The 25,099-nt window shown below is 40.8% G+C and carries 25 protein-coding genes and 1 riboswitch; of the genes, 5 read left to right on the forward strand and 20 right to left on the reverse strand.

What is annotated here, in order from left to right:
• Positions 1-200 precede the first annotated feature (200 nt).
• On the reverse strand, positions 201-749 hold the full coding sequence (locus UP17_RS18990) for a YfiT family bacillithiol transferase (RefSeq protein ID WP_061464500.1): 549 nt from the start codon (positions 747-749) through the stop codon (positions 201-203).
• A 522-nt stretch (positions 750-1,271) separates the two neighbouring features.
• On the opposite strand from UP17_RS18990, the gene UP17_RS18995 reads away from it, so the two are divergent.
• Positions 1,272-1,709, forward strand: coding sequence for a GNAT family N-acetyltransferase (locus UP17_RS18995; RefSeq protein WP_061464501.1), 438 nt, complete (start codon positions 1,272-1,274; stop codon positions 1,707-1,709).
• A 64-nt stretch (positions 1,710-1,773) separates the two neighbouring features.
• Here the strand turns inward: UP17_RS18995 and UP17_RS19000 are convergent, their stop codons facing one another.
• Positions 1,774-2,058, reverse strand: a complete 285-nt coding sequence (locus tag UP17_RS19000; protein ID WP_061464502.1) for a transition state genes transcriptional regulator AbrB — start codon at positions 2,056-2,058, stop codon at positions 1,774-1,776.
• Between the two features lie 540 nt (positions 2,059-2,598).
• On the opposite strand from UP17_RS19000, the gene UP17_RS19005 reads away from it, so the two are divergent.
• Complete coding sequence (locus UP17_RS19005; protein WP_061464503.1) at positions 2,599-3,570, forward strand: DMT family transporter; 972 nt, start codon at positions 2,599-2,601, stop codon at positions 3,568-3,570.
• Between the two features lie 235 nt (positions 3,571-3,805).
• Here the strand turns inward: UP17_RS19005 and UP17_RS19010 are convergent, their stop codons facing one another.
• On the reverse strand, positions 3,806-4,006 hold the full coding sequence (locus tag UP17_RS19010) for a hypothetical protein (protein WP_061464504.1): 201 nt from the start codon (positions 4,004-4,006) through the stop codon (positions 3,806-3,808).
• A gap of 263 nt (positions 4,007-4,269) precedes the next feature.
• A riboswitch (guanidine-I (ykkC/yxkD leader) is annotated at positions 4,270-4,370 on the forward strand.
• A gap of 72 nt (positions 4,371-4,442) precedes the next feature.
• On the opposite strand from UP17_RS19010, the gene UP17_RS19015 reads away from it, so the two are divergent.
• Both UP17_RS19015 and UP17_RS19020 read left to right on the forward strand, forming a co-directional pair.
• Positions 4,443-4,784: a DMT family transporter gene (locus tag UP17_RS19015; protein WP_061464505.1), complete on the forward strand. Its 342-nt coding sequence runs from the start codon at positions 4,443-4,445 to the stop codon at positions 4,782-4,784.
• Positions 4,784-5,098 carry a DMT family transporter gene (locus UP17_RS19020; RefSeq protein ID WP_061464506.1) on the forward strand — a complete coding sequence of 105 codons (315 nt, stop codon included), beginning with the start codon at positions 4,784-4,786 and terminating at the stop codon, positions 5,096-5,098. Before UP17_RS19015 ends, UP17_RS19020 begins: the two co-directional genes overlap by 1 nt.
• A gap of 160 nt (positions 5,099-5,258) precedes the next feature.
• Here UP17_RS19020 and UP17_RS19025 read toward each other — a convergent pair whose 3' ends face one another.
• From UP17_RS19025 to UP17_RS19070, 10 genes are all read right to left on the reverse strand, one after another.
• Positions 5,259-6,050 carry a DUF817 domain-containing protein gene (locus UP17_RS19025; protein WP_081109030.1) on the reverse strand — a complete coding sequence of 264 codons (792 nt, stop codon included), beginning with the start codon at positions 6,048-6,050 and terminating at the stop codon, positions 5,259-5,261.
• A 61-nt stretch (positions 6,051-6,111) separates the two neighbouring features.
• The gene (locus tag UP17_RS19030; protein ID WP_061464508.1) at positions 6,112-6,333 is read right to left on the reverse strand and encodes a helix-turn-helix domain-containing protein; all 222 of its coding nucleotides are present in this window, start codon (positions 6,331-6,333) and stop codon (positions 6,112-6,114) included.
• A gap of 10 nt (positions 6,334-6,343) precedes the next feature.
• The gene (locus UP17_RS19035; protein WP_061464509.1) at positions 6,344-6,826 is read right to left on the reverse strand and encodes a DUF2975 domain-containing protein; all 483 of its coding nucleotides are present in this window, start codon (positions 6,824-6,826) and stop codon (positions 6,344-6,346) included.
• Between the two features lie 242 nt (positions 6,827-7,068).
• A complete protein-coding gene (locus UP17_RS19040) occupies positions 7,069-10,290 on the reverse strand; it encodes a DEAD/DEAH box helicase (RefSeq protein ID WP_061464510.1) in 3,222 nt (1,073 codons plus the stop codon).
• Between the two features lie 191 nt (positions 10,291-10,481).
• Positions 10,482-10,715 carry a YczF family membrane protein gene (locus UP17_RS19045; RefSeq protein WP_061464511.1) on the reverse strand — a complete coding sequence of 78 codons (234 nt, stop codon included), beginning with the start codon at positions 10,713-10,715 and terminating at the stop codon, positions 10,482-10,484.
• Between the two features lie 18 nt (positions 10,716-10,733).
• Positions 10,734-11,852, reverse strand: a complete 1,119-nt coding sequence (locus tag UP17_RS19050) for a GerAB/ArcD/ProY family transporter (protein ID WP_061464512.1) — start codon at positions 11,850-11,852, stop codon at positions 10,734-10,736.
• A gap of 21 nt (positions 11,853-11,873) precedes the next feature.
• Entirely contained in the window at positions 11,874-13,097 is a 1,224-nt protein-coding gene (locus UP17_RS19055) for a Ger(x)C family spore germination protein (RefSeq protein WP_061464513.1), read from the reverse strand.
• Positions 13,087-14,724, reverse strand: a complete 1,638-nt coding sequence (locus UP17_RS19060; protein WP_061464514.1) for a spore germination protein — start codon at positions 14,722-14,724, stop codon at positions 13,087-13,089. The genes UP17_RS19055 and UP17_RS19060 overlap by 11 nt, the downstream gene beginning before the upstream one ends.
• A 171-nt stretch (positions 14,725-14,895) precedes the next feature.
• Complete coding sequence (locus UP17_RS19065; protein ID WP_061464515.1) at positions 14,896-15,510, reverse strand: DedA family protein; 615 nt, start codon at positions 15,508-15,510, stop codon at positions 14,896-14,898.
• 82 nt (positions 15,511-15,592) lie between these two features.
• Positions 15,593-16,243: a phosphatase PAP2 family protein gene (locus UP17_RS19070; protein WP_061464516.1), complete on the reverse strand. Its 651-nt coding sequence runs from the start codon at positions 16,241-16,243 to the stop codon at positions 15,593-15,595.
• Positions 16,244-16,777: 534 nt separating this feature from the next.
• Here UP17_RS19070 and UP17_RS29590 point away from each other — a divergent pair.
• Positions 16,778-17,017 carry a methyltransferase domain-containing protein gene (locus tag UP17_RS29590; protein ID WP_061464517.1) on the forward strand — a complete coding sequence of 80 codons (240 nt, stop codon included), beginning with the start codon at positions 16,778-16,780 and terminating at the stop codon, positions 17,015-17,017.
• Between the two features lie 22 nt (positions 17,018-17,039).
• On the opposite strand, the gene UP17_RS19080 is transcribed toward UP17_RS29590, so the two are convergent.
• The 7 genes from UP17_RS19080 to pruA all read right to left on the reverse strand — a co-directional run bounded on the left by UP17_RS19080 (position 17,040) and on the right by pruA (position 24,747).
• A complete protein-coding gene (locus UP17_RS19080; RefSeq protein WP_061466172.1) occupies positions 17,040-18,278 on the reverse strand; it encodes a cytochrome P450 in 1,239 nt (412 codons plus the stop codon).
• A 657-nt stretch (positions 18,279-18,935) separates the two neighbouring features.
• Positions 18,936-19,115: a hypothetical protein gene (locus UP17_RS19090; RefSeq protein WP_061464519.1), complete on the reverse strand. Its 180-nt coding sequence runs from the start codon at positions 19,113-19,115 to the stop codon at positions 18,936-18,938.
• A gap of 125 nt (positions 19,116-19,240) precedes the next feature.
• Positions 19,241-19,918, reverse strand: a complete 678-nt coding sequence (locus UP17_RS19095) for a DUF975 family protein (RefSeq protein ID WP_061464520.1) — start codon at positions 19,916-19,918, stop codon at positions 19,241-19,243.
• A gap of 490 nt (positions 19,919-20,408) precedes the next feature.
• Entirely contained in the window at positions 20,409-20,663 is a 255-nt protein-coding gene (locus UP17_RS19100; RefSeq protein ID WP_061464521.1) for a biotin/lipoyl attachment domain-containing protein, read from the reverse strand.
• A gap of 37 nt (positions 20,664-20,700) precedes the next feature.
• Positions 20,701-21,966, reverse strand: coding sequence for a Glu/Leu/Phe/Val family dehydrogenase (locus UP17_RS19105; protein WP_250211695.1), 1,266 nt, complete (start codon positions 21,964-21,966; stop codon positions 20,701-20,703).
• Positions 21,967-21,988: 22 nt separating this feature from the next.
• Positions 21,989-23,182: an ornithine--oxo-acid transaminase gene (locus UP17_RS19110; RefSeq protein WP_061464523.1), complete on the reverse strand. Its 1,194-nt coding sequence runs from the start codon at positions 23,180-23,182 to the stop codon at positions 21,989-21,991.
• Between the two features lie 17 nt (positions 23,183-23,199).
• Positions 23,200-24,747, reverse strand: a complete 1,548-nt coding sequence (pruA, locus tag UP17_RS19115) for an L-glutamate gamma-semialdehyde dehydrogenase (protein WP_061464524.1) — start codon at positions 24,745-24,747, stop codon at positions 23,200-23,202.
• Positions 24,748-25,099 lie beyond the last annotated feature (352 nt).

The following is a 25,099-nucleotide window of genomic DNA, read 5'->3' on the forward strand; positions in this document are numbered from 1 at the left end:
TCACCCATTTAGCGACAAATAGAATCACATCAGGATTTATGGCACTCTCCCAATAGGAATGGACTAAAGACCGTTTCATGGGAGGAAAAAACCAATGGACAAGCCATCTTCCACCACCTGCATCAAAAGGTCCGAAAGCTCATTAAGACGGGCTCCTATTGATGTTAAACTGTTCGACTCTCACATAGCACTCACAGTTTTCACTCACTTTCAGGAGATACAGTTATATTCACCATCCCCGGGCGCTTTGATAAAGAAGTAATGTGAGCAAGATGATGGCGGCCATGCCATGCATAAATGCCAATATTTTCACCGACCGTCACCTCTCCCGAATCAGGATGGATGAATGCCCGGTTCAGGTCGTCTGCATGAAGGCGTGATAAAAGTTTGCCTAAGCGGGTGTGTACCGCTTCAATTAGTGTTAAAGAAATATCAATCGGCAAATCATAATCAGGCAGCTCTGCCCATCGCCCCTCCTCATACGGTTTAATGACCGGGCTATTTTCCGTAAGGGCCAATTTAAAGCGAATATACGCATTCATATGACTATCAGCAACATGATGCACGACTTGGCGGACCGTCCATCCTCCAGGACGATAAGCCGTATCAAGCTGTTCATCATCCATGCTGCCTACTGCCTCCCGCAGCATTCCAGGCAAAGCCTCAATCTCCTTGATCCAGCCCCCGGCCACACCACTAGTAATTTCCCCATCAAACTGAAACCTTCCAATCGGGTATCTCAAATCCATCTCATTCTCCCCCTTTATGTCCAATGCACCTATATATAATTCTTTATCAATGCTGACATGTCCTTTATACTTGCAACCCTTAGCTAATGCAACCCCTATATTGATCTTGATCGCTATTCTAATTAACCGCTATACGCTGGATTGAATACAAGACATCTATGCTTCCATCCACATCATATAAAAGCTCGATCTTGACGTTAACGTATCTGGTAATATATGAGGACTTGATACACAAATAAATTCACGAGTATTTGACCCAATTTCACGAGTAAATCCAGTTATTTCACGAGTAAACGACCCAATTTCACGAGTAAATCCACTAAATTCACGAGTAAACGCTCTTTTCTCATGAGTTTGCTGCTCATCTTGTGTTTAAAAGCCCTCTTAGTTATAAAAAATTTGGATGTTGCCTTTTTGGTTCCTGAATTTTGAGCTGGGAACTATTCATTTTTTAGTGGGATATATCATAAGGCATAAAAAAATGGTAAATTAAGAGTATTCTAGCAATGGGGGTTTCCAAATATGAGCATTCAGAAAGCGACAATACTTGAGCTTGAATCTCTGACAGAACTTTTTGATTTATACAGAGTGTTTTATGAGCAAACATCCGATCCTGATCGTGCAAGGGAGTTTTTAAGAGAAAGACTGACGAATGGAGAGTCTGTGGTTTTTATGGCATTTGAAGAAGGAAATCCTGTTGGTTTTGTTCAATTATACCCTTCCTTTTCTTCTGTAAGTATGGTGCGGTCATGGGTATTGAACGATTTATATGTGAAAGAGTCCGCCCGCAAAAAAGGATTTGGCGAGGAGTTATTGAAGGGGGCCATCACTTTCGGACGGGAAACAGGCGCCAAGGGGATTTTACTCGAGACAGGTAAGGATAATGTAAATGCACAAAAGCTTTACGAGAAAATTGGTTTCGTTCGTGAATCGAATTATTTTTATCATTTCACCATTTAATAAAAAAAGTGTAGGGAAAATTTTCTTTTCCCTACACTTTAATGCTATTTATCTAGAAAACTAATTATTTAGCGGTTTCGAGGCTGGCTTGAATTTCTTTAATAAGAAGTTCAGCACCTTCAGCGCTAAGTATTAATTTACCGTCAGCAAGTTTCATATTGTCATCGGAAACGTCACCTGTTACTTGACAAGTCATGTTTGGTTTATATTTTTGAAGGATTATGCGCTCTTGTTCTACGTAGATCTCCAAAGCATCTTTCTCATTAATTCCTAATGTACGGCGTAATTCAATTGGAATGACTACCCGTCCTAATTCGTCAACTTTACGTACTATACCTGTAGATTTCATTTAATTTACCTCACTATTTTTCTTTCAAATGGGGATTCTATATATTTCGTCACCATTCGACATTATTTGCACTTCTATTAAGATACCACTCCCTACCATATTCGTCAATTCTCGTATCTTCGTATATTATCTGCCTTAATAACATTTTTACATTCAATTTTAGTAAACCCTTCATAAAGCCCGTCATGCCGCCATTTCCTGTTATTATGATGGTATATATTACTAATTTTACAGTTCAACTGCCAACGTTCCCATTTTATTTTTAACAACCACTCCTTTCATTCCATGTCGAATGATGGAGAAGGAATATCACTAGTCTAAAAGAATCCTGTTGATTTTCTTTTGCATTTGAAGGACAATTTAAATGGATAGATTTTAATATTCCGAAATTTTTTTCTTCTGCCTTTGATGCAGTGGAACGTGATACTTCTGATAAGAATGTTTTAAAGTCTTTTATAGTAAGAAGAAAGCCGAAACGATTGCCGCACTTAAAGAGTCTTGGCTAATTACTGGCTCATAAAATAGATTGAGGTGAGTCAATTGCGTCCGATTATATTAGGTATTTGTTCTGCTTTCTTTTTTGCATTCACGTTTGTTTTAAATCAATCCATGGAGTTGTCTGGTGGAAGTTGGATATGGAGTGCTTCACTTCGTTATATCTTTATGGTGCCTTTTCTGCTGTGTATCGTATTAAGCAGAAAAAACCTGCGCCCCCTTTTACGGGTGATGAGAGAACGGCCGGGACCTTGGCTCCTTTGGAGTTTTGTAGGATTTGGGTTGTTCTATGCTCCTTTATGCTTTGCATCCGCCTACTCACCTGGCTGGCTAATCGCCGGCACTTGGCAAATCACGATCATTTCGGGTGCATTACTTGCGCCGCTGTTTTTTGAAAATGTCCAAACGAAGGATGGTCTCGAAAGGCAAAGAGGGAAGGTTTCTGTGAAAGGCCTCCTCATGTCCATGATCATTCTGCTTGGAATCATCCTGATGCAACTCGAACACACCAGGCACATTTCAATGGCCAATCTCTGGTTGGGAGTCATCCCCATCGTCATCGCCTCGTTTGCATACCCTTTGGGAAATCGCAAAATGATGGAAGTATCCGAAGGACGTTTGGATGCTTATCAACGTGTATTAGGAATGACGTTGGCGAGTCTGCCTTTCTGGTTTCTGCTTTCATTGTACGGTTTCTTTACAGTAGGGGCTCCGACGAAGATGCAGAGTTTTCAATCCCTTTTGGTAGCACTATTTTCTGGTGTCATTGCCACGGTCCTTTTTTTCAAAGCGACTGATTTGGTAAGTGGAAATATGCAGAAATTAGCTTCAGTTGAAGCTACTCAATCAATGGAGGTGCTTTTTGCCTTAGCTGGCGAATTACTATTCCTATCGTTACCGATACCTTCTCCGTTATCGTGGTTCGGCATCTTTATCGTTATCATAGGAATGATCCTTCATAGCTATGTGTCACATAAAAAAGAAGGTTCATCCCGGAAACGGACCGTGAGTGCTTAAATAGCAAGTCAAAAAAGCCCCGAATAAGATTTCGGGGCTTTTTTTGGAGGTTATTTATCAAAAAAACCTAATCTGTTCCGTTATTAATACTGACTACGTTCATTTTTTCATTAAACTTTTTGGCAATTGATCCTAGTCCCGTTCCTTTCTAATTTCTTGCTGTATCTATGTATAGAACCTATCAAAATGAAAACGTACCTCCAAAGCTCTTAAACACCGGTCAGTTGTATATATTTTACTTCTTAAATTCTTTATACTCATCAATATAGAAAGCTACATAACCACAATTAGGACAAACAGATGCTTTAGGCTTTGCAGAAACTCTATTAAAAAGTCCTTTCTTTTGACTAATCATAATTCCATACATTCCTCCTTGAACATTTACATGGCAATCATCTATCATTTCAGTTGGGCACTGACTACAAATCTTTTTCATTATTAAGTCCCCTTTTTAAATTCAAAATCCATTTTAACATAAATATCCAACAAAAATTACATAAGAATAAAGGAGAACCCAACATCAAAGTTTCTTTAACATCGGTTTTTCTTTTCACTCCAAAACATTTCCCTTTTTCCTTATCAGAAAGATGAAGGGCATTTTTTATATGTGATATCCAGGCTCCAACCGATACGGGGCAAACAAAACTTTTACCTTGAGTAAGTTCAAAAAGTATGTATAATGAAAGGTAATTGTATATGTCAAAGGTTTTCTAGGGTTCCGCAGTGGGTCTTATTGCTGGTCTGGTCCGAGAGAAAACTCACAGCATGCTGTGTCACGGAAGGATAAAAGCCTGGGAGAAACCGTTTAACGGTTATCTCTTGGGCTTTTTTTGTTTTTTTGGTAAAGAATAAAATCGGAGGTGCGATATTTCATGGGCACAAACTGGATTAAAGTATTCATTGCAGCTTTTTTTGAAGTATTTTGGGTGATTGGGTTAAAACATGCAGATGACTTTTGGACTTGGTCTGGAACGGTCATTTCGATCATCATCAGTTTTTATTTGATGATTATGGCTGGCAGGAAGCTTCCTGTCGGAACGGTATATGCCGTTTTTGTCGGTATGGGGACCGCGGGGACCGTATTTTCCGAAATCATTTTCTTTGGAGAATCCTTCAAGCTGAGCAAAATGCTATTGATCCTCCTCTTATTATCAGGGGTGATAGGCTTGAAGCTAGTGACTGATGATAAGGCTGAGAAAGGGGATGAATCTTAATGGCTTGGGTCTCTTTAATCTTAGCGGGGCTATTTGAAATGTTTGGGGTTGCGATGATAAATAAATTGCATAAAGACCGGAATTGGCAATCCTTGCTGCTGTTATTCATCGGATTTGGAGCAAGTTTCCTATTTCTTGCTTACGCCATGCAAACCTTGCCGATGGGGACAGCTTATGCTATCTGGACAGGGATTGGCGCATCAGGAGGAGCGATAATCGGGATGCTCTTATATGGAGAATCCAAAGATTGGAGAAGGATCGTTTTTATAGCCATGGTCCTTGGTGCAGCAGTGGGATTAAAACTTGTTTCATAGGAATGAATGAAGGCGATTTTTCGTAGAAATTCCAAAATAAAAAAGGAATATACACTACAATTCTTTATAAAAGCTTAGAAAATCAAAGACGACACATATATATTATGTGCCGTCTTTTTACCTAACTAGAATTAAGAAGAATTTTTCACGTGAAGTCATTTTATAAAAATTGACTTGTATCCATCTTAGTGGAATCGTTCCCCTTAACCTGTTTTAGCGTCGCTACTATAAGGAAGCTAACAATCACTAATAAGAGCCATGAGCTTACCTTTCCTAGATGAACGAGACTCCATGCATCGGTTTGGTTTGGATACTCCCAAGCTCCAAAGAATGTTGCGATATTTTCAGCTATCCATATAAAAAATCCGATGAGCACAAATGAAAGTGCGATTGGCATACGATAACGAGTTCCACCAACCTCGTATATGACCAATGATCGCCAAAAGACGATGATAACTAGTCCGGATAACCACCAACGAACATCAATCCAATAATGGTGTGTGAAAAAATTTAAATAAATAGCAGCAGCAAGTGGTACAACGACCAAATATGGTGGCCACTTGACCAGTTCGACCTTTAGCCTCCTCCACGCCTGGCAAAGATAACTCGCTACACTTGCGTACATGAATCCGCTATAAAGAGGCACTCCAAAAATTTTGAAATATCCCTCCTCTGGATAAGTCCAGGAGCCCATATGTACCTTGAAAAGTTCAAGTGCAAGTCCAATAAGGTGGAACAATGTGATAACCTTTAGCTCATCCCTTGTTTCAAGCCTAGAACGCACCATCCACCACTGCATCAGAAGGCAGATGATGAGCAGCCAGTCATACCGTGGCAGGAAGGGAAGCGGAATGAATCTTGTAATGGCCAAGGAAGCAAAAATAACGGCAGGGAACAAACATGACAGGGCTTGCTCCCAACCAAAACGAACGAGTTGTTTCAGTGCTCTCATGATTGGTGCCTCCACTTTTTTAATGGTTAAATTCATGTGTAACTCCCCTTTCTTCCACTTTTTAACCTTGGGTGTCTTCATCATTTCGGTATTCTAAAATATCTCCGGGCTGACATTCCAAAGCCTTACAAATCGACTCTAAAGTGGATAATCGAATCGCTTTTGCCTTACCATTTTTCAATATGGAAAGGTTAGCCATCGTTATTCCAACCCTCTCAGAAAGTTCTGTAACACTCATTTTCCTTTTAGCGAGCATCACATCAATATTGATTATAATTGCCATGTTTTCCACCTCAGACTATTAAGTCATTTTCTGATTTTATTTCGATGGCTTCTTGTAAAAGCCTTTGAAGAACAGCAGCAAAGACTGCAATCACCATTGAAGCAAAAATGACGACCAATCCGATTAATATGATACCTGGGGCGTCGTCCATTTCCGCCATGAGATAAAAGAGCGGCATGCCCGCCACATACAAGCTACTGATTGTGATTGCACAGTATTTTATCTTTTTTAAAGCTCTTACGGATAATTCCGAGAAAGCTTTGTTCTTGTCAATAAAGCTTAAAAGTTTAAAAGCTTGATATAGAGCAAAGTAAAATGGTATCGCAGAGGCATATAAATCGATTAAAACGAGATATTTCAAATAAGCCATATCCGGATACAATTCTGCTGCAAACTTCGCTATCCCAGGCACCAAAAAGATGCACAAAGCAAGAATCGGCATTCCAATAAGAATAACAGCTATCTTTAAAAAGATCGTTGACACTTGTTTCATAAAAAGCACCTCATTAATTTTTTGTCCATTTGAATTTAGCACACCTTTTATCGTATTACAATAAAACATTGTTGTTTTTTATTATATTATTATTGTTACCGAAATATCCTTTCCATTTTTAAAAAATAAAAAAAAGCATTCCCCATTACGAAGAAATGCTCCATAACTAAACTATTCAATTCATAAATTAATAACTATGGTTCCCTTCAGCTCTACTGGTCTGCGTAACCGTATCCCTCTTCTTATATCATCAGGATTTCCCTGATATCCTCTTCTGTAAGTGCAGATGATGATTTTTCCCCAGGGTCGATGATTTCTTCAATAAGGTGTCTCTTTTTCTCTTGCAGTTCATTCATTTTTTCTTCAATTGTGCCACGGGCAACAAGTTTGATGACATGAACCACATTCTTCTGCCCCATTCGATGGGCACGGTCCGCGGCTTGTTCTTCCACTGCTGGATTCCACCAAAGGTCATATAGAATGACTGTATCGGCACCCGTCAGATTGAGACCCGTACCGCCCGCTTTCAATGAAATGAGGAATACATCCCGTTCTCCTGCATTAAACCGATTGCAGATTTCCACACGTTCCTTTGATGGAGTTTGTCCATCCAAATAGAAAAAAGCCTGTCCTTTAATAGCCAAATCCCTGCCGATGATTTGAAGCATTTTTGTAAATTGCGAGAAAATCAGCACCCGTCTTCCAGAATGCTTCGATTCCTCGAGAATTTGCATCAGTTGCTCATATTTTGCCGAGCTGCCTTTATAACCGTCCACAAACAAGGCGGGGTGACAGCATATTTGCCGAAGCCGGGTCAAGCCAGCGAGGATCCTGATCCGATTTTTCCTGAGGGTGTCCTTGTCCAAGTGTTTCAGCGTATCATGCCGCAGCTTCGCCAGATAGGCGCCGTACAGTTTCTTCTGATCTGGAAGCAGTTCCATCGATTCCAGCGATTCGACTTTTTCCGGGAGTTCCGCAAGCACATCCTCTTTCATTCTCCGCAGTAAAAATGGCCGGATTCTCCGGGAAATCTGTTTCCTTGAGAGGTTACTATACTCCTTTAACCCCATGAATAGTTCAGGGAATACCACATGGAAAAGGGACCAAAGTTCTTCTAGTGAATTCTCGATGGGTGTACCAGTTAACGCGAAGCGATGTGCCGCTTTTATTTTCTTGGCCGCTCGTGCCGTTTGTGTACCTGGGTTCTTAAAGGCCTGTGCCTCATCGAAAAACACCGTATGGAAGTCCTCTTTTTCAAACCACGTGATATCCTTCCGGAGCAATGGATAAGAGGTGATCACTACATCCACGTCCATTACTTCCTTAAACAGCTTCGACCTTTCCTTTTTGTGGCCATCCACGACGACGGCTTGTATATCCGGGGCGAATTTAGTGAATTCTCTCAGCCAATTGTAGGTTAATGATGAAGGGCAGACAATAAGCGCAGGAACCCTTTTCTTACGGATTTCAGGCAGCTCCGATAAAATGAACGTGATGCTTTGCAGTGTTTTTCCCAGTCCCATATCATCAGCCAGAATCCCGCCAAATCCGTATTGGGCAAGTATTTTCATCCATTTGTAGCCGTTCTTTTGATAATCGCGCAAAATCGGCCCAAGACTATTTGGCACCACGAACTCCAAGGCACTCGGATTCCCGATGTTATCCAAAAACTGACGGAATGATTCCTCTAATGTGAATGTCTGGCTGTCATTAACGGAATCAAGGAGTTGCAGCCCTTTTACGATTGGCATGTTCAGACTGTTTTCCAGGTCTTCATTTTGTACGGGAAGTGCATTCAGAAACCGATTGATTTCCTCGAACTCCCTTGTTTCAAGGGAAAGCAGCGATCCATTTCTTAAACGATAGTACTTCCTTTTCTCTTCAAGCGCTGCTAAGACCTCACGTATCTGTTTATCGGGGATCGCATCCATTTCAAATTTGAATTCGAGCCAATCAGTCCGTTCTTTTTTGATTTTGACCCTAATGCGGGGTGCAGCATTCCCACGGGAAATCCGGTTTCTGACAGCTGTCGTGGCATAGATTTGTACCAGCTTTTGAAGTTTTGGAACGATGTGGTATAAAAACTCATACTCCAGCTCTTCATTATGTAAGAAATAGCCGCCGTCAGTCTCGGCAAACAGGCTTTCCTTCATAAGCTTTAGTATCTCCGCCTCCTTATCCAAATCCCTTATAAGCATGGCGACCGCCTTGGATTCCTGTTTTTCCAATGGGTTGATCACGATATTTTCATAGTGGAATTCCAGCCCCGCAAGCAGCCTATTTTTCACTCGATCCAAGTATAGCTTAGCAACCAGCGGTGTCTTCAAAAACAGTTCGGTGATGGACCTTGCTATATGGACTTCACCGAGCCTTTTCAAACCTGGTACCACTTTGTCCAGGAATAATTCCAGTTGGTCATGATGGATTGGAATCCGATTCATTCCCGAATCCTCGAGCATTTGCTTCAATTCTGAAAGGCGTTTGCAATCCTCTTTTTCGAGCTGAACCAAATTCCCTTCAAATAGGACCGTTTTGTATGCATTCATCACGATCATCTCATTCAAACCTTTTATATTCAGCTGATAATCTTCGCCCTCGCTTTGGGTAAAATCAAACTGTAAAGGAAGCGATTCGCCGGATAAACGAAGACCATCAAATGTATGGCCTCCATATGCAAGCTTCACCAATGGCGCCCTGCCAAGGATTGGGACAAGTCTTTGAAAGGAAGATGGAGGCAGAAGTAATAAGTGATCGTCCATTGTATATTCAAATTTGTCCGTAAGGGCATCAACATAAACCTTTTCATCCGATATCACTGTAATAAGCTCCTGAAGCACTGCATCCGTTTCCTTATGAAAACAATGCAGTTCAGGGTCATATAAAAATGAAAGGGTCAATTGGAAAATTTTCCCTTCCTTTACCCGTTTCAGGAAATCCCGGACATTCAATAAATTGAAAGAACCAATTTTCATTTCCATTCCTAACATATATTGTCCAGTAACTATCCTTATAGGTTTACACGTAAACTCTGCATCAAGCAATTGCCTGTTTTCAAAGTGGAGCTGCTGACCGCTTTTGCGTACAGGCTGATTATTGAATAGGGTCAGCAAGCCCTCAGACAACTTCTTATTGGCTGAAATATCAGAACCAGGTACATTTAGGCCATCAGGGATCGTTCCCTCTCGCTGATGATCGCAAACCGACAGCAGTACGGCTGCAATATGCTGACAATCCCTTTGGTAAGAAGCTAGAGAAGGACAACTGCATGTAGTCTGAAAACCACCGACAGAATCCACTTCGATCGAGACATGGAAATCTTCCATCCCTTTAACCGCTGCTTCACAACCATCAGGACGATAACTTTGAAATGTCACTTTATTGGCACGATGAAAAGCTTCCCCTCTTTTGAAGGAGACGGCCCCGCACATGTCTTTTATGATTTTTTGATTCAACTTGATATCCAAATTGCCGTCCTCCCCCTGAGGTTTTTTTGTTTTATTGATTTTACATTCCGCTGAAAAATAAAGCTCATTTAATCATCATACTATGAAACCGGTATACGAGGTTGCAAAAAAGCAAAAAGACAAACCCCTTCATTCAAATCAACACTTGAATGACGGAGTCTATCTTTAGTTCAGCAACAGGAATTGCAACTTTATTGTTGCCCTTTGACTTTGTTGCCTTTCTTTTTTTTTCGATAAATGAAGCTGAACAATAAGTACACAAGGAGAACAAGAAATAGGATCAGTTCAGCCGGGTCTTTCACCAAAAATGGGTTCAAGGCATGCTTCATTGAATTATCCAAATCAAATCCTAAAAGAATATCCATGCCTAAAGAAAAGGCCACTAATGGAATCAGCAGCAAAACCGTAATACCGAAGATTTTCATTTTTCATCTATTCCCCTTTTAGGAACTTATTTTGGTGCTGGACTTGCTTCTTTTTCGATTCTTAAAAAAGGCAATGATCAATAGAATCATTGGGATGATCACTTGAAATGGGAGGTGGATATAGATCGGAACGGCGTCGAATCCTTCTTGGATATGTTCCGAATAGCTGCTTGCAATTACAATGGAAATCATTAAAATGACAAAGCCGATCGGATAAGCAAGTCTGGAAGGCTGTTTAACATTGAAAACATTCGCCGTACCCGTTAACGCCGCATAGGTAAATATGCTTAACTTGATGACCCCGCCAATCATCAGCTTCAATAAAAAATAAACATCAAGGCGTTCGAGAAATCCAGCGATCTCAATGGACTGAATGAGTGTAAGCAGAGGATATTGCGAACGGGTTGTAAGATCCACTCCAAGTACCGCTACGTTCATAGCCATTGTAAACGAGAGAAAAATACCTCCTGTAACCAAACCCCTGATCCCAATTTTTTTCAGTTGCTGAGGTTCGTTCAAATAAGGAAAAATCATCAAAAAGACTATAATTTCGCCAAATGGAAAGTATATGGTTTCAGTAAAGGCCATTCTCATCATCTCCGCCCCACCGATTTCGAAAACGGGCTTTAAGTTGTTTAAATGGATCATGCCTGAAACGACTATCAGAAAAATGAATGTCAGGAAAAGTAAATTCTCCAAGACAAAAAACATTTCACCCGTCCTTGCCATTACCTCTACCCCTTTACGAACCGTAAATACCACTACTAAAATGAATGTTGCATTAGCAAAAAATAATGGAAGGTGAGGATAGGCAAAAGTAAGCAGTGTCTCTCCGAAATCCCTCAACACCCTTGCAGCGAGATAGACGAAATAAAGAATGTATAAAAAGGCTACTATCCTTCCTAAGAAGTTCCCCAGTATATTTCTTACAAAATCAGTTAACAGCTGATCAGGGTAGTATCGAAAAAGACTATAATAAACGAAAAATAATAAAAAACCGCCTATCATCGCAATAAGAATGACTAGCCAAGCACCCTGTTTAGCATTTCCTGCAAGAGGAACCAATAGAGCACTGCCCATTTCAAACAGGAAAATAAGGACGAACAGCTGATAGCCGCTAATTTTTGCCTTTTCCACGAGGATGCCACTTCCTTCCCATTATTGATCACCCTTTTTAATATTTGAAAGATATGGCTTATTACGTAATCCTGTACGGCGAATGAAAGTCTCTACCTGTACCTGCGCCTCCAGCTTAGGAAAAGTATCATCGTCCCAATCCTTTTCTAACTTCTTCCATAATTTTGGATGGGATTCATGCATGATTTCACCAAATCCAAAAATATCGGATTTATTTTTTTGGGCCCGTACGATCGCATCTTCCATCTCCTTCTTCAAGTTCTTGGCTAACTTCTTTTCAATATCAATCAGGACGTGCGGACTACTTAGATTCAAGGAAACATTTACCTCGCGTATATCCCCTTCCGCACGGACCTTTATAAATACTTTAGGTTTACCATTTTCCACTTTTACTGAAACATTGGTTTTTTGGCGAATCACCTGATAGGTGATTGCGTCTTTTTTACCCTTCCAATCCATGTTTAGATTGGTACTTTCAATCCTATCCAATACCCACATTGATCCGATTGCCTTATCACCATCCAGCCAGTCAACCAATTTCCCTTCTTTAAAAACACCTATGCCAGCTGCTCTAGGGTTTGCCTTAATATCTGAAGACTGGGTATTCTCCATTTTGTCCTCTTTTTCTTTTTGACCGCTCACGGTAAAACCACTTATTATCGGTTCTTTTCCTGTACTTACAAGATCCTTGATCACTTCTTGAAGATTGATATTGATACTTCCGCCATTCTGTTTTTCCGTAGATTCAATTGTCCTGTTGATTTTTTCAGCTGTTACTTTGTCGATTGCCGTCAGCGTTTCGACTATATTCCTAGCTTTTACACCACGGGCAATCACGATCCTCGTAGTCGCCCTAAATTCCGGGGAACGTTCAAAGGCATCAAAAATCGCGTTGATGCCCTCTTCTTTTGCTATTTCCTCACTTATGACAATCAGGTTTGCATGGGCAAAATACATATCCCTTGAAATTTTGGTTGAAGCAACACTATCCATTTCCAGTATATTATCTCCACTGGCCCTATAAATCGAGATGGGTGGATTTGTTCCGCCGCCCCCTTGGAGAGCTCCCGCAACATTGCTTGGATTAATAATTTGAAACGTTGCCACTAATTTCCCATCTTTATTTTTATCGACTCCTATTGCCGAAACGATGGCCATTTCGTTTAATTCTTTTTTATCCCAACAGCCTGAGGTGAATGTAGTGCAGATTAACATCAAAAGCAGGACTGATCGTTTACGATTCATTGCCTTCACCTTTTTTCTGGTCAGTAGTTTTCATTCCACGCGTTTCAGGAGGCAGAGGTCTTTGATTATCGCCTTCCCTTATCAGATTATTTGGGTTGGTTAATAATTTTGGCCGCTCTTTAAAGGCCCACATCGGCCTTCTGAAGAATGTGTCGCCTAACCCTTCCAGATCCAGAGGGGCCAGCGGCGTCATATAAGGGACTCCAAGTGATCGAAGGCTGCATAAATGGACAATAAGGGCGATAAAGGCTAAAATCATCCCATAAAAACCTAAAACACCGGCACAAATGATAAATCCGAAACGCACTATACGGGCTGAAATGGCTATTGAATAAGATGGGGTAGCAAAACTGGCAATCGCCGTGATCGAAACGATGATGACCATTGCCGGCGATACGATGCCGGCCTGGACTGCAGCCTGCCCAATCACCAATGCCCCTACAATGGACATGGTCGAACCGACAGCCTTTGGCATCCGTAGGCTTGCTTCCCTTAATATTTCAAAAGTCATTTCCATGAGAAGCGCTTCAATGACGGCCGGCAATGGAACCGTTTCCCTTTGGGCCGCAACGATGACCAGCAACTTCGTTGGGATCATTTCCTGGTGAAAGGTCGTGGCTGCAACATAGACAGCAGGCCCGATTATAGAGATTATAAAAACGATGATCCGTAAAAAGCGTGTGGCTGAAGCAATATCGAAGCGATTATAGTAATCTTCGACAGATTGGAAAAACTGGACGAATAAGGCCGGTGCCACCAAGACAAAAGGCGTTCCATTAACGAATATAGCCACTCTTCCTTCCAGCAGGTTCCCTGCGACCATATCCGGCCGTTCTGTATGATTAAGGGTTGGGAATGGCGTCATGACCTGGTCTTCTATCAATTGCTCAATATATCCTGATTCAAGAATGCTATCGATGTTAATTCGGTTTAAGCGCTTCTTGACCTCTTCGACGATCCCTTCCTTGGCAATCCCATTTATATACATGATGGAAACATCGGTTTTTGTCACGGTGCCTATTTTCATCGACTCTATCCATAAATCCGGGGTATTGATGATGCGGCGTAACATGGCGATGTTCGTTCCATTCGATTCCGTGAACCCTTCTCTCGATCCCCTGACAGTCAAATGCGTGCTTGGTTCCTGAATTGAGCGCCGTTCTCCCCCTTTTGTACTGGCAACCAAGGCTATGTTTATACCATCAACAAAAATGATGCTATCCCCTGATAATAATGACAAAAATAATTTTTCCCATTCCTTGACGGTTTCTACACCACCGAGGGAAATCACGTCTTCAGAGATTACATCCAATGCTTCTTGTGGAAGTATTTTTTCTGATAGATGAGGGTTTTTCATGATAGATTCAATTAAAAAATCCGTAACACTTGGATTATCAATCAGACCCTGAACATACAAAATAGTCGATTTTATTTCCGGGTTTTGACCTATTTTCAACGTTCGGATAATAATGTCCGGACTGTTTCCCGTCTTTTTCTTCACGATTTCCAGATTAGTCGAAATGGAATTTTCAATATAATCAGGTGTTTTACTTTTGGATTGACCTCCATCTTCCTTTTTCTTTTCATTTTGTTTCATTTGTCTTTTTTGTTTGAAAAAAGAAGCCATAGCACCGAACCTCATTCCTTTTTCGTTTCACTCATTTTGTCCAAAGCACATTCCCTTTATTCTGAGTTCAACCTTCTTGCTCACACAAGAAAAAGGCTGTCGCAATGACAGCCTTTGGCGGTAATGTTCGGTTATGTAATGAAAGTGCCGTTTTCGTTTGGCCCCAATCAATTATTTCCCTTTGCCTTTATTCCTTCTAAAAATCAAAACAACGAAAAGAATCAATAGCAAGGCCAATATTGCATAAACGACGTTGGAATAAATGTCCATATACCCTACAATATCTTCCCACGAAGATCCAACGGCCGCCCCGATATTCACCAGGATGACGTTCCAAATTAACGTACCGGATGTAGTGTATAGCAGAAAGAGCCAAAAGCTCATATGGGACATGCCTGCAGGAATCGAGATCAAGCTTCTGATCAGCGGAACGAGTCTACAGAAAAACACGGTCCAGGCCCCGTACTTATCAAACCATGAATTCGCCTTATGGACGTCGGATACCGTTAACCGAAAAATATGCCCCCATCTATCCACGAACTTTTCAATAATTTTCACATCAAGAAGTAAACCAACCCCATAAAGGACGACCGCTCCTGCCACTGACCCCAGTGTCGAAGCAATCACGACACCGATAATTGTCATATTCGCCGTCGTCGTCATGAAACCGCCAAAAGTCAGAATGACCTCTGACGGGATAGGCGGGAAAATATTTTCCAATGCTATTAAAAGAAAGATTCCTATATACCCAAAATCATTCATGAATTCCGTAATCCAATTTTCCATTTAATCGCTCCTAACTGTATTGAGTCAATATCTGACCCTGTTACCCTCCGGCTGCTAATCTTGCAATAATCTTGTCCCTTTATTACATATCTTTGTTCTTCCGCCGGTCTTGATACCTTTGAAAAAACCAAATGGAAATCGCAATCCAAAAACCACCCGCCAAATATCCGGCAATGATATCACTAGGATAATGGACTCCCAAGTATATTCGGCTTATACCTATTGAGAGGATCATCGTCATGCTGAACAGAATCAATAGAACCCTTGCCCACTTAGCCGTAATATGACGCCATAGCAAAAATGTGAGAATACTGTATAAAGAGAATGCATTCATGGCATGTCCACTAGGGAAACTGTACCCCCCTATTTCGATGAGTCGATGTAAATCGGGCCGGGCGCGTCTAAAGAAAAGCTTAACCATCAAATTGAGAAGAGGTGAACCAATTATGACAGCACTAAATAAAATTAGTTCCAAACGATGCTTTAAAACCTTATATAAGAAAAACAATATGAACAAAGAAAGGATGATCAAGGCACTGGTTGAACCTATGTAGGTAAAGAACTTCATGATGCTCGTTAGTAAGGGCGATTCCAATCCCTGCACTAAGGCAATCACGACTTCATCAAATTTCAGGTATTCATTTGCACTTATGGTAAATGCAATGAAACTGAACCCTATTAAAGAAAGTACACTTACTATAAAGGCAATGGTTAATTGTTGCTTTAATCTCATAATAACATCCTTTCACTTTTGAAACCGTTTCAAATGGAAATATCTATTTTATCCTAACCTTCTTCATTATAGGCAGAATGTAAAGGCTTCATCGCCCGCAAACCTCACCCAGAGGATGCCGGAGCACACTTCCATCTACTTTTTCATACTACCCTATTGGTCATTATCACCTCAACTTCAGGTTACTTTAGATTCATACATTCACATGTATCGTTACATCTTCGGTTTCGTTTCACTTACCATTTGTTTAATCATTCTAATGATCGATTATGGCACAATCAAAATATACATATTTTGTATTTTCATTCTTAAACCAAAGGAAAAAGAAGCATGAATGTAAATTTCGGCAAGTAGCGAAAAATTATGCTGAATGGAGAAATGATTTACCGGATGAATTGATGGAAAGTTAAAAATGAGGGGAATGAACTTTGCTGAGGTTCAGGTGGCAGACCTTTGTTCTGGATTTGGGGTTCTGGGCAGTACTTTATATAATGAAGGAGCAACGGTGATTAGTGTTGAACCATCAAAAAAGAATTGATCGAAGAAGCCAAGAATATCGATGGACAACGGATTATAGAATACTTTAACCCGGTATGCAGAAACCACTACCCTAAAAAGCGATTTTTCGACATCGCAACCGTTTTAAGGGCTTGGCACTGGATTGACAGAGAAGAAACTCTAAAGGAAGTGAGGCGGGTTTTAAAAGATATCGGTTCGTTTATCGTGATGGATTCGGAATTCACTTCAACAAGCCAAAAACCTTATGCAGGTTAGTGCACAAGGTTCTTTTCGTTTTTTAATGTGTACGGCGTGCCTTAAGCGGTAGTGATGTCAAAGTTTGCCCTGTCGCTGAATCAGTAAGATTTTCTTCTACCTGGAATGTTGGCACCGCTTCAATATGCTTGAATTTCTTCAGGAATGTAGTAAGCGCAATCTTTGCTTCCAGCCTCGCTAGCGGAGCTCCTAGGCAGAAATGAGGACCATTCCCGAATGTTAAATGTTTCTTATTATTAGGGCGGTGGATATTAAGGGTGAAGGCGTCTTCAAACATCGCTTCGTCCAAATTAGCTGCACTCATCCAAACAACCACGTTTTCCCCTTTTTTCAATTCCACTCCCAATAGATCGTTATCTTCCTGTACGGTGCGATCTAATTTAATGAGATTGAATCGGAAACGGAGCATTTCTTCGACCGCCTGCGGAACCAAATCCAGGTTTTCATGTAATTCCTGATAAACTTCAACGTCATCATATAGCAGGGAATAAAAGCTATTGGCCAGTAAATGACTTGTTGTCTCGACCCCTGCTCCTAAAATCAGCATGGTCGTCCGGACAACCTCATCATCCGTAAACATTTCCCCATCCACTTCTGACTTCAATAGATCTGAGATGATATCATCTGCCGGGTTTAATCGTTTTTGCACAACAATTGGATACAAATATTGATAGTATTCTTTTGCTGCCACTTGCTTCAATTCATTTACTTCTTCCTGTTTTTCTTTATCAAAAGGAAGGAATAAGATATCCACCCATTTCTTAAACAATAAACGATCTTTCGAGGGAACACCCATTAAATCTGACATCACAATGATCGGAAGCGGACTCGCCAATGATTGCACAATATCGATTTCCGTTTCCTCATCCATTTGTCCAATCAATTCATCTGCAATTTCCTGAATGCGAGGTTCCCAGTTTTGAAGACTTCTAGGTGTGAATGCTGCGGCCAGCAGTGAACGGCGCTTTCTATGCTCAGGTGGATCACTTTCAGTTATTTTGATCTTTTCAGGGACTGCCCCTTCACCACTATCCGTTCCAACCGATATGGTAGTCCGTTTCCGAACACTTGAAAAATGTTTATAATCACTGAGAACCCGCTTCACATCTTCATATTTAAAAACATTCCACGTATCCGTTCCTTCGTGATAACTCACAGGGTCATTTTCTAACATCCGTTTACACCAAGCATACGGACTAAATTCCTCCGTCCGTGTTTTAAACCTAGTAAATTCTTTTATTGCAATAACTTCTTTCATGATACCGACTCCTCCCACTTCTCAAAGATACCTAACAAAAGGATCGAATGTTCAGTATTCTTAAATCTCAGTCGATTTGAATAGGGTCGAGCATTCCTGATAGACTTTTACCATTTACCTTAAACATGAATCTATTCCATTATAGGGTAAAACACTGCAGCAGACCATGCATCTTCCATACCAGCACCCTCACATGAAATTTGCCCCACATTCCCAACAACCTATGTAAAACTGCTTATTTTTGACAATTCCCTTTCTTTTTCTATTTTTTTATGTCTCTTAATTGATGCCTAAAATCCAATCCTCTTTTTCAAATTCGGAGACAGTGCTTTTGACTAAGTTATTTCAGTATATATTTTTTTATAATTGCCGGAGTTTGTAAAACCTGAACGTTGATTGGAACGCAGGGCCCGCGGGCGGTCTTTGCTCCTGTGGGGTCTCCCTTGGACATGCTTTTCCCGCATATATGGAATAAAACCATTACTAGATTGAAGAAATTTACGACACTCCTGCCGAAACTGCTAGCCGAGACCCCGGAGGCGCTTGCAGCAAGGGAGCGAATTTCTAAAATCAACTGGAATTTTTTCAAAGAAAAAACTGCAGGCAAACTCGATTCTCATCGAGCTTGCTTGCAGTTGTAACGGCTGTACGATGCAGCCGTCAATTTTTGCCTCTTTTAATCAATTCATGTAAATCATCCATTTTCTTTTCCATGATATCTAGTCTGGTTTTACGGTGCTTGCTGGAACGGAAAAGGGATACGGCGCCAACAATGATCAGGATTAGAAATACAAGGCAAAACAATTGGTATATCAGATCAGCAATATTAAAACTACTCACTATGTGATCCCCCTAAAATGGCATTCTCAGTATTTATTATACACCAGGCAAAATTAACATTTTAACCTTTTTAAGGAGAAACGAGAATAAAAAAACCGATAGCCAATTTGCTATCGGTTAATCTTTTATACCTCTATTTGTTTATCTTCAGTATCTTCTTGAGGCACAATCAATTCATTATAAAATGCAGCCAATGTAGTTCCGACATAAGGAAACAGCCATAGTAAACCAATTCCTATCGTGAACATGCAAAGGATGCCCCAACCTATGAAGCTTAGGTGCATAAGGAAATACTTCCATTTCAAGCCCTTCATTCTTTTTTTGCTTTCTGTAATGGCTTCAAGCACGGTGTATTCTGGATGATCCTTCAATAAGAAAAACACCTGCGAATAGGCGATGCTTTTGATGATACCGGGAATGATTAATAATAATGACCATAAAAAAATGAAAATAGCTTGTAAGATGGATGCCCCAATAAGCTTGAAAGAAGTTTTTCCATCTTTATAGATAGCGAATACTTCTGGAATATCAGGGTTTCCTTCCCTAACCAAATTCAGGTAGAACCAAGTGGTTGAAATGGTGAGCGGGATTAAGGCAATGGAAAAGACCATGCTGAAGATATCAGACCATAACGGTGTTTCTTCCTGCATGAACCATTGTGAAAACCCACCGCTTCCGATCACATCGACAATTATAGGTAAAATGAAATTGATCAAGAACAAGAGCAACATAAGCGAAACTGCTACTCCCCATTTACCTCCCAACGAATGAAGGGCTTTCCTTTTTAATTCTGAGATTCTCATACTCTGATTAACTCCCCTTTTTATACGGCAGAATTCTGAACATTTCATTGTAAATATGGATGAATTCAGAAAAACCGCTTTTTAATTGATGTCTAAATCTCACTTAGTATTTTAACATAATATTTCTAGCCATGGGCTTAAATTCCTAGAAAGCGCACACGGATAAAGAAAAACGGCTTAACCAGTTTTGAGCAATCAGGATCACCTCCCATCAGGCAATTAAATCGACTTGGCTTGTTTGTATAACAGTTTATGAAAGGGAATATGGCAATATGCCCTTTCCAAATGAAAAATACCTTCGCGAAACCATACCATGGTAAGGTGTATGGTCAGCGAAGGCGTTTTTATTTATCTTGGGTAAAAGTTTTTTCTTTATATAGTTCTTTTTTCCTTCCTGGCTTTGTCCTCGCCATTTATTTGATCACAACAAAAAAAAGAGCATCCCAAAGCAGAAATCGCTTCCGCCTTTGGAACACCCTCTTTCCTATAATCAATCAGAGCCAGTTATAACTAAATCGTCTTGGAGCAAAGCTAAAGGAAGCTTTCTATTTATAGGATCCCCTGCCGAGACATTAATTTCAGTAATATGACCACTTGCACCAATTGAAACATCAATCAATTTCCCATCTTTCGTTTTCACTAAAAAGAGCCTCTCCCATTCATAAACATAGGAATTCTTTTGAACGTAAACTTGTTCGATGGTCCCATCCTGAGCACATTCGATGGTATGAATCGGTTTTAACAAGGAATCACTCCTCCACTCTCCATTATTAGACTAAAGCTTATACCCAGCCACGGAATATCGAGGCTTCTGCCATTTTTCTGACACCCACCATGTATGCAGCCAGCCTCATATTCACTTTTCTAGTCTCGGACATTTCATATACTTGATTAAATGAGTTGACCAATAACGCTTTTAATTTGGTTTGGACCTCTTCATCTTCCCAATAATAACCTTGATTATTTTGAACCCACTCAAAGTAAGAAACAGTCACACCGCCTGAACTTGCCAATACATCGGGTACGAGAAGCACATTGCGTTCCGTCAAGATCTTGGTTGCCTCTAAAGTGGTAGGTCCATTCGCTGCCTCCACGACAATTTGGGCCTTGATAAGATGTGCATTTTCTTTGGTGATTTGATTGGAAATGGCAGCAGGCACTAAAATATCACAATCTTGTTCCAGAAGTTCTTGATTGGTGATTTTATTATCAAATAGTGTCGTTACAGTTCCAAAGCTATCCCTTTTATCAAGTAAGTAATCGATATCCAGACCATCCTGGTTATAAATGGCACCATATGCGTCCGAAATCCCAATTACTTTCGCACCTGCATCGTGCATGAATTTGGCTAAAAAGCTTCCTGCATTCCCAAACCCTTGGACGATGATGCGTGCACCTTTCAATTCTATACCCTTACGCTTTGCCGCTTCCTCGATACAAATGGTGACTCCTTGAGCAGTCGCCTTTTCCCTACCGTGTGAACCGCCCAGAACCAGTGGTTTACCTGTGATGAAACCAGGTGAATCGTGTTCTCTTATTCTACTGTATTCATCCATCATCCATGCCATGATTTGTGAATTTGTATAAACATCCGGGGCCGGAATATCTTTAGTCGGCCCAACTATTTGGCTGATCGCCCGAACATACCCACGGCTAAGTCTTTCCAATTCACCAATGGACATTTGGCGCGGATCACAGATGATGCCGCCTTTTCCTCCGCCATATGGCAGATTCACAATTCCGCATTTTAAACTCATCCACATTGAAAGTGCTTTGACTTCTTCCTCATCGACTTCTGGATGAAAACGGATTCCACCTTTTGTCGGACCGACAGCATCGTTGTGCTGGGCACGGTACCCAGTGAATATCTTCGTTGTATTGTCATCCATCTTAATCGGAATCCGGACGGTCAGCATACGAAGAGGTTCCTTCAAGAGCTCGAACACTTCTTCAGAATAGCCAAGCTTTTCCAGCGCCTCCTTGATTACGACCTGTGTTGAATCAAGCAAGCTGGCAGTTTCTTTTTCTTCTTTGACAGTTGTACTCAATGGAATTCACCTCATAGGGATATTAGGATAAAACTCTTTTAATGCGTTCGATTGCCCAATCCAAGTCTTCTTTAGTAATCACTAATGGCGGAGCAAAACGGATGACTGTATCATGTGTTTCTTTACATAGCAGTTTTTCTTCTTTAAGCTGCTCACAATAAGGTCTTGCAGCTTCTGTCAATTCAACCCCGATGAATAAGCCTCTACCACGGATTTCTTTAATCATTGGATTCTTGATTTCTTTTAAGCTATCCATAAAATATTGTCCAAGCTCCAATGAACGTTCCGCAAGATTCTCATCTTCAAGTACTTCCAAAGAAGCGATGGAAACCGCACATGCCAATGGATTGCCGCCGAATGTAGAACCATGGGAACCAGGATTGAATACGCCAAGGATTTCGCGGTTTGCAGCTACGCAAGAGATCGGGAAAACCCCGCCGCCAAGCGCCTTGCCTAAAATGTACATATCCGGAACTACTCCATCCCAGTCAGAGGCGAACATTTTTCCTGAACGTCCAAGTCCTGATTGAATTTCATCAGAAACGAATAGGACATTATTTTCTTTACATAGTTCGTATGCTTCTTTTAAGAATCCTTGAGGCGGTATGATGATTCCAGCTTCACCTTGAATCGGTTCGATTAAAAATCCAGCCGTTTGCGGTGTAATCGCTTCTTTCAATGCATCAAGATCGCCATAAGGGATAAGCTTGACCCCTGGTAACATCGGTCCAAAGCCCCTTCTGTACTCTTCATCGGACGACAGGGACACGGCTGCCATTGTACGGCCATGGAAATTCCCGATACAAGCAATGATTTCAGCTTGGTTTTCTGCAATTCCTTTAACATCATAACCCCAGCGCCTAACAGCTTTGATTGCTGTTTCAACGGCTTCAGCACCCGTATTCATAGGAAGCGCCATGTCTTTTTGCGTAATGCGTGAAACCATTTCGTACCACGGGCCTAATTTATCACTATGGAATGCACGGGACGTCAATGTCACGCGATCGGCTTGTTTTTTTAATTCGTCGATGATTTTCGGATGCCTGTGACCTTGGTTCACTGCTGAATAGGCACTTAGCATATCCATATATTTGTTTCCTTCAGGATCTTCCACCCAAACTCCTTGTGCCTTCGAAATGACGATTGGAAGTGGATTATAATTGTTTGCACCATATTGTTCTGTTTGCTCGATTAATTTTTCCGTTACTGTTGTCATGTTGATTCCCCCTAAAATTATAGCGTTTCAGATGTTGTTTTTCCTTGAAGATGAAGAACTAAATAATCAGGACCGCCCGCTTTTGAATCTGTACCTGACATATTGAATCCGCCAAACGGCTGGTATCCGACAATGGCACCAGTACAGCCGCGATTGAAGTACAAGTTTCCTACGTGGAAATCTTCACGTGCCTGTTCGATATGTTCAATATTGTTCGAGATGACTGCGCCTGTTAATCCATAATCCGTGTTATTGGCAATCTCGATTGCATGAGTGAAATCTTTTGCCTTACAGAACGCTACCACTGGTCCGAAAATCTCTTCTTTCATGACTCGTGCATTCTCATCCACATCGGCAATGATGGTTGGCTGGATGAAGAAACCTTTTGAATTGTCCCCTTCTCCCCCTGCAACAAGTTTCCCTTCTTTTTTACCGATTTCAACGTAGCTCATGACTTTGTCGTAAGCGGCTTGATCGATAACAGGACCCATGAAGTTGTTTACGTCCGTTGGTTCGCCGACCGTTTTTTCTTTCGTTAATTCAATGACACGATTCAAGACTTGGTCATATACATCTTCCACTATGACTGTCCGCGAACAAGCAGAACATTTTTGACCGGAGAATCCGAATGCAGAAGCGACGATGGATTGTGCTGCCAATTCCAAATCAGCTTCTTTATCAACAACGATCGTATCTTTACCGCCCATTTCAGCGATGACACGTTTCAACCAAATTTGGCCTTCATTTACTTTTGACGCACGCTCATAAATACGGATTCCCACATCACGAGATCCGGTAAAGCTGATGAAACGTGTACGAGGATGATCTACCAAATAATCGCCAACTTCAGCACCGCTTCCTGGAATGAAGTTCACAACTCCTGCAGGTAATCCCGCTTCTTCCAACACTTCGATGAATTTAGCTGCAATGACCGGTGTTGTACTGGCCGGTTTCAATAAGACGGTATTTCCTGAAACAAGAGCCGCTGTCGTCATGCCTGCCATGATCGCAAACGGGAAATTCCAAGGTGAGATGATGACACCGACACCAAGTGGAATATAACTGAATGCATTGTGTTCAATCGGACGGCTTTCCACTGGCATTCCGTCTTTAAGCTTCAGCATTTGACGTGCGTAGTATTCCATGAAATCAATCGCTTCCGCTGTATCTGCATCCGCTTCATTCCAAGGTTTTCCTGCTTCTTTTACCAATAGAGCCGAGAAGTAGTGTTTTCTTCTCCGGACGATGGCTGCAGCCCTGAATAAAATATTTGCACGCATTTCCGCTTTCGTTTTTCTCCAAGTTTGGAAAGTCTTATCCGCCGCTTGCATGGCTTGCTCAGCAAGATCCTTATTTGCTTTGGATACGGTTCCAATAACTTCTTCTTTATTTGCTGGGTTTACAGAGGTAATGACTTCATCAGTAAACACTTTTTCACCATTAATGACTAGCGGGTATTTCTTCCCTAAATCATTAGCTACATCATTCAATGCCACTTGAAAAGCTTTATTGTTTTCTTCGATTTTAAAATTAGTAAATGGTTCGTGTTTATATGGTTGGACCATTATGGCTCATCTCCCTAAAGTTTTATATTTTTTTCTCTCGCTTATTAAACAAGCAAGTTCCGTGCCAACTTTTCATTTTTTTGAAAAAAACATTGTTTTTTCATAAAATATGCAATGAAATTCTGCACTTATGGGGCAATATTGACATAGCATGCCATTTATTTTTGCTCTAGCCCCTATTTTTTTCACTTAAACCTTACACTTTTTATTAATGCAAGATTCATGCCAACGTGTAAAATCATAAAAAGGGGCATTTTTATCCTTTTTCCGCAAAATATTTTTGCACTTCAATGCAAAATAATCTTGCTGTGCAAATTTTATTTGCACCTTTTCTATATTTCTACTACAATAG

It is taken from the genome of Peribacillus simplex (assembly GCF_001578185.1).
GTDB classification, from domain to species: domain Bacteria; phylum Bacillota; class Bacilli; order Bacillales; family DSM-1321; genus Peribacillus; species Peribacillus simplex_A.

Coding starts and splice junctions, on each gene's coding strand:
- UP17_RS19110 (WP_061464523.1), bottom strand. CDS start 23,182: ATGACAACAGTAACGGAAAAATTAATCGAGCAAACAGAACAATATGGT.
- UP17_RS19065 (WP_061464515.1), bottom strand. CDS start 15,510: ATGGAAAATTGGATTACGGAATTCATGAATGATTTTGGGTATATAGGA.
- UP17_RS19020 (WP_061464506.1), top strand. CDS start 4,784: ATGGCTTGGGTCTCTTTAATCTTAGCGGGGCTATTTGAAATGTTTGGG.
- UP17_RS19035 (WP_061464509.1), bottom strand. CDS start 6,826: ATGAAACAAGTGTCAACGATCTTTTTAAAGATAGCTGTTATTCTTATT.
- UP17_RS19000 (WP_061464502.1), bottom strand. CDS start 2,058: ATGAAATCTACAGGTATAGTACGTAAAGTTGACGAATTAGGACGGGTA.
- UP17_RS19015 (WP_061464505.1), top strand. CDS start 4,443: ATGGGCACAAACTGGATTAAAGTATTCATTGCAGCTTTTTTTGAAGTA.
- UP17_RS19070 (WP_061464516.1), bottom strand. CDS start 16,243: ATGAGATTAAAGCAACAATTAACCATTGCCTTTATAGTAAGTGTACTT.
- UP17_RS19055 (WP_061464513.1), bottom strand. CDS start 13,097: ATGAATCGTAAACGATCAGTCCTGCTTTTGATGTTAATCTGCACTACA.
- UP17_RS18990 (WP_061464500.1), bottom strand. CDS start 749: ATGGATTTGAGATACCCGATTGGAAGGTTTCAGTTTGATGGGGAAATT.
- UP17_RS18995 (WP_061464501.1), top strand. CDS start 1,272: ATGAGCATTCAGAAAGCGACAATACTTGAGCTTGAATCTCTGACAGAA.
- pruA (WP_061464524.1), bottom strand. CDS start 24,747: ATGGTCCAACCATATAAACACGAACCATTTACTAATTTTAAAATCGAA.
- UP17_RS19060 (WP_061464514.1), bottom strand. CDS start 14,724: ATGGCTTCTTTTTTCAAACAAAAAAGACAAATGAAACAAAATGAAAAG.
- UP17_RS19030 (WP_061464508.1), bottom strand. CDS start 6,333: ATGGCAATTATAATCAATATTGATGTGATGCTCGCTAAAAGGAAAATG.
- UP17_RS19045 (WP_061464511.1), bottom strand. CDS start 10,715: ATGAAAATCTTCGGTATTACGGTTTTGCTGCTGATTCCATTAGTGGCC.
- UP17_RS19025 (WP_081109030.1), bottom strand. CDS start 6,050: ATGAGAGCACTGAAACAACTCGTTCGTTTTGGTTGGGAGCAAGCCCTG.
- UP17_RS19010 (WP_061464504.1), bottom strand. CDS start 4,006: ATGAAAAAGATTTGTAGTCAGTGCCCAACTGAAATGATAGATGATTGC.
- UP17_RS19095 (WP_061464520.1), bottom strand. CDS start 19,918: ATGAGAATCTCAGAATTAAAAAGGAAAGCCCTTCATTCGTTGGGAGGT.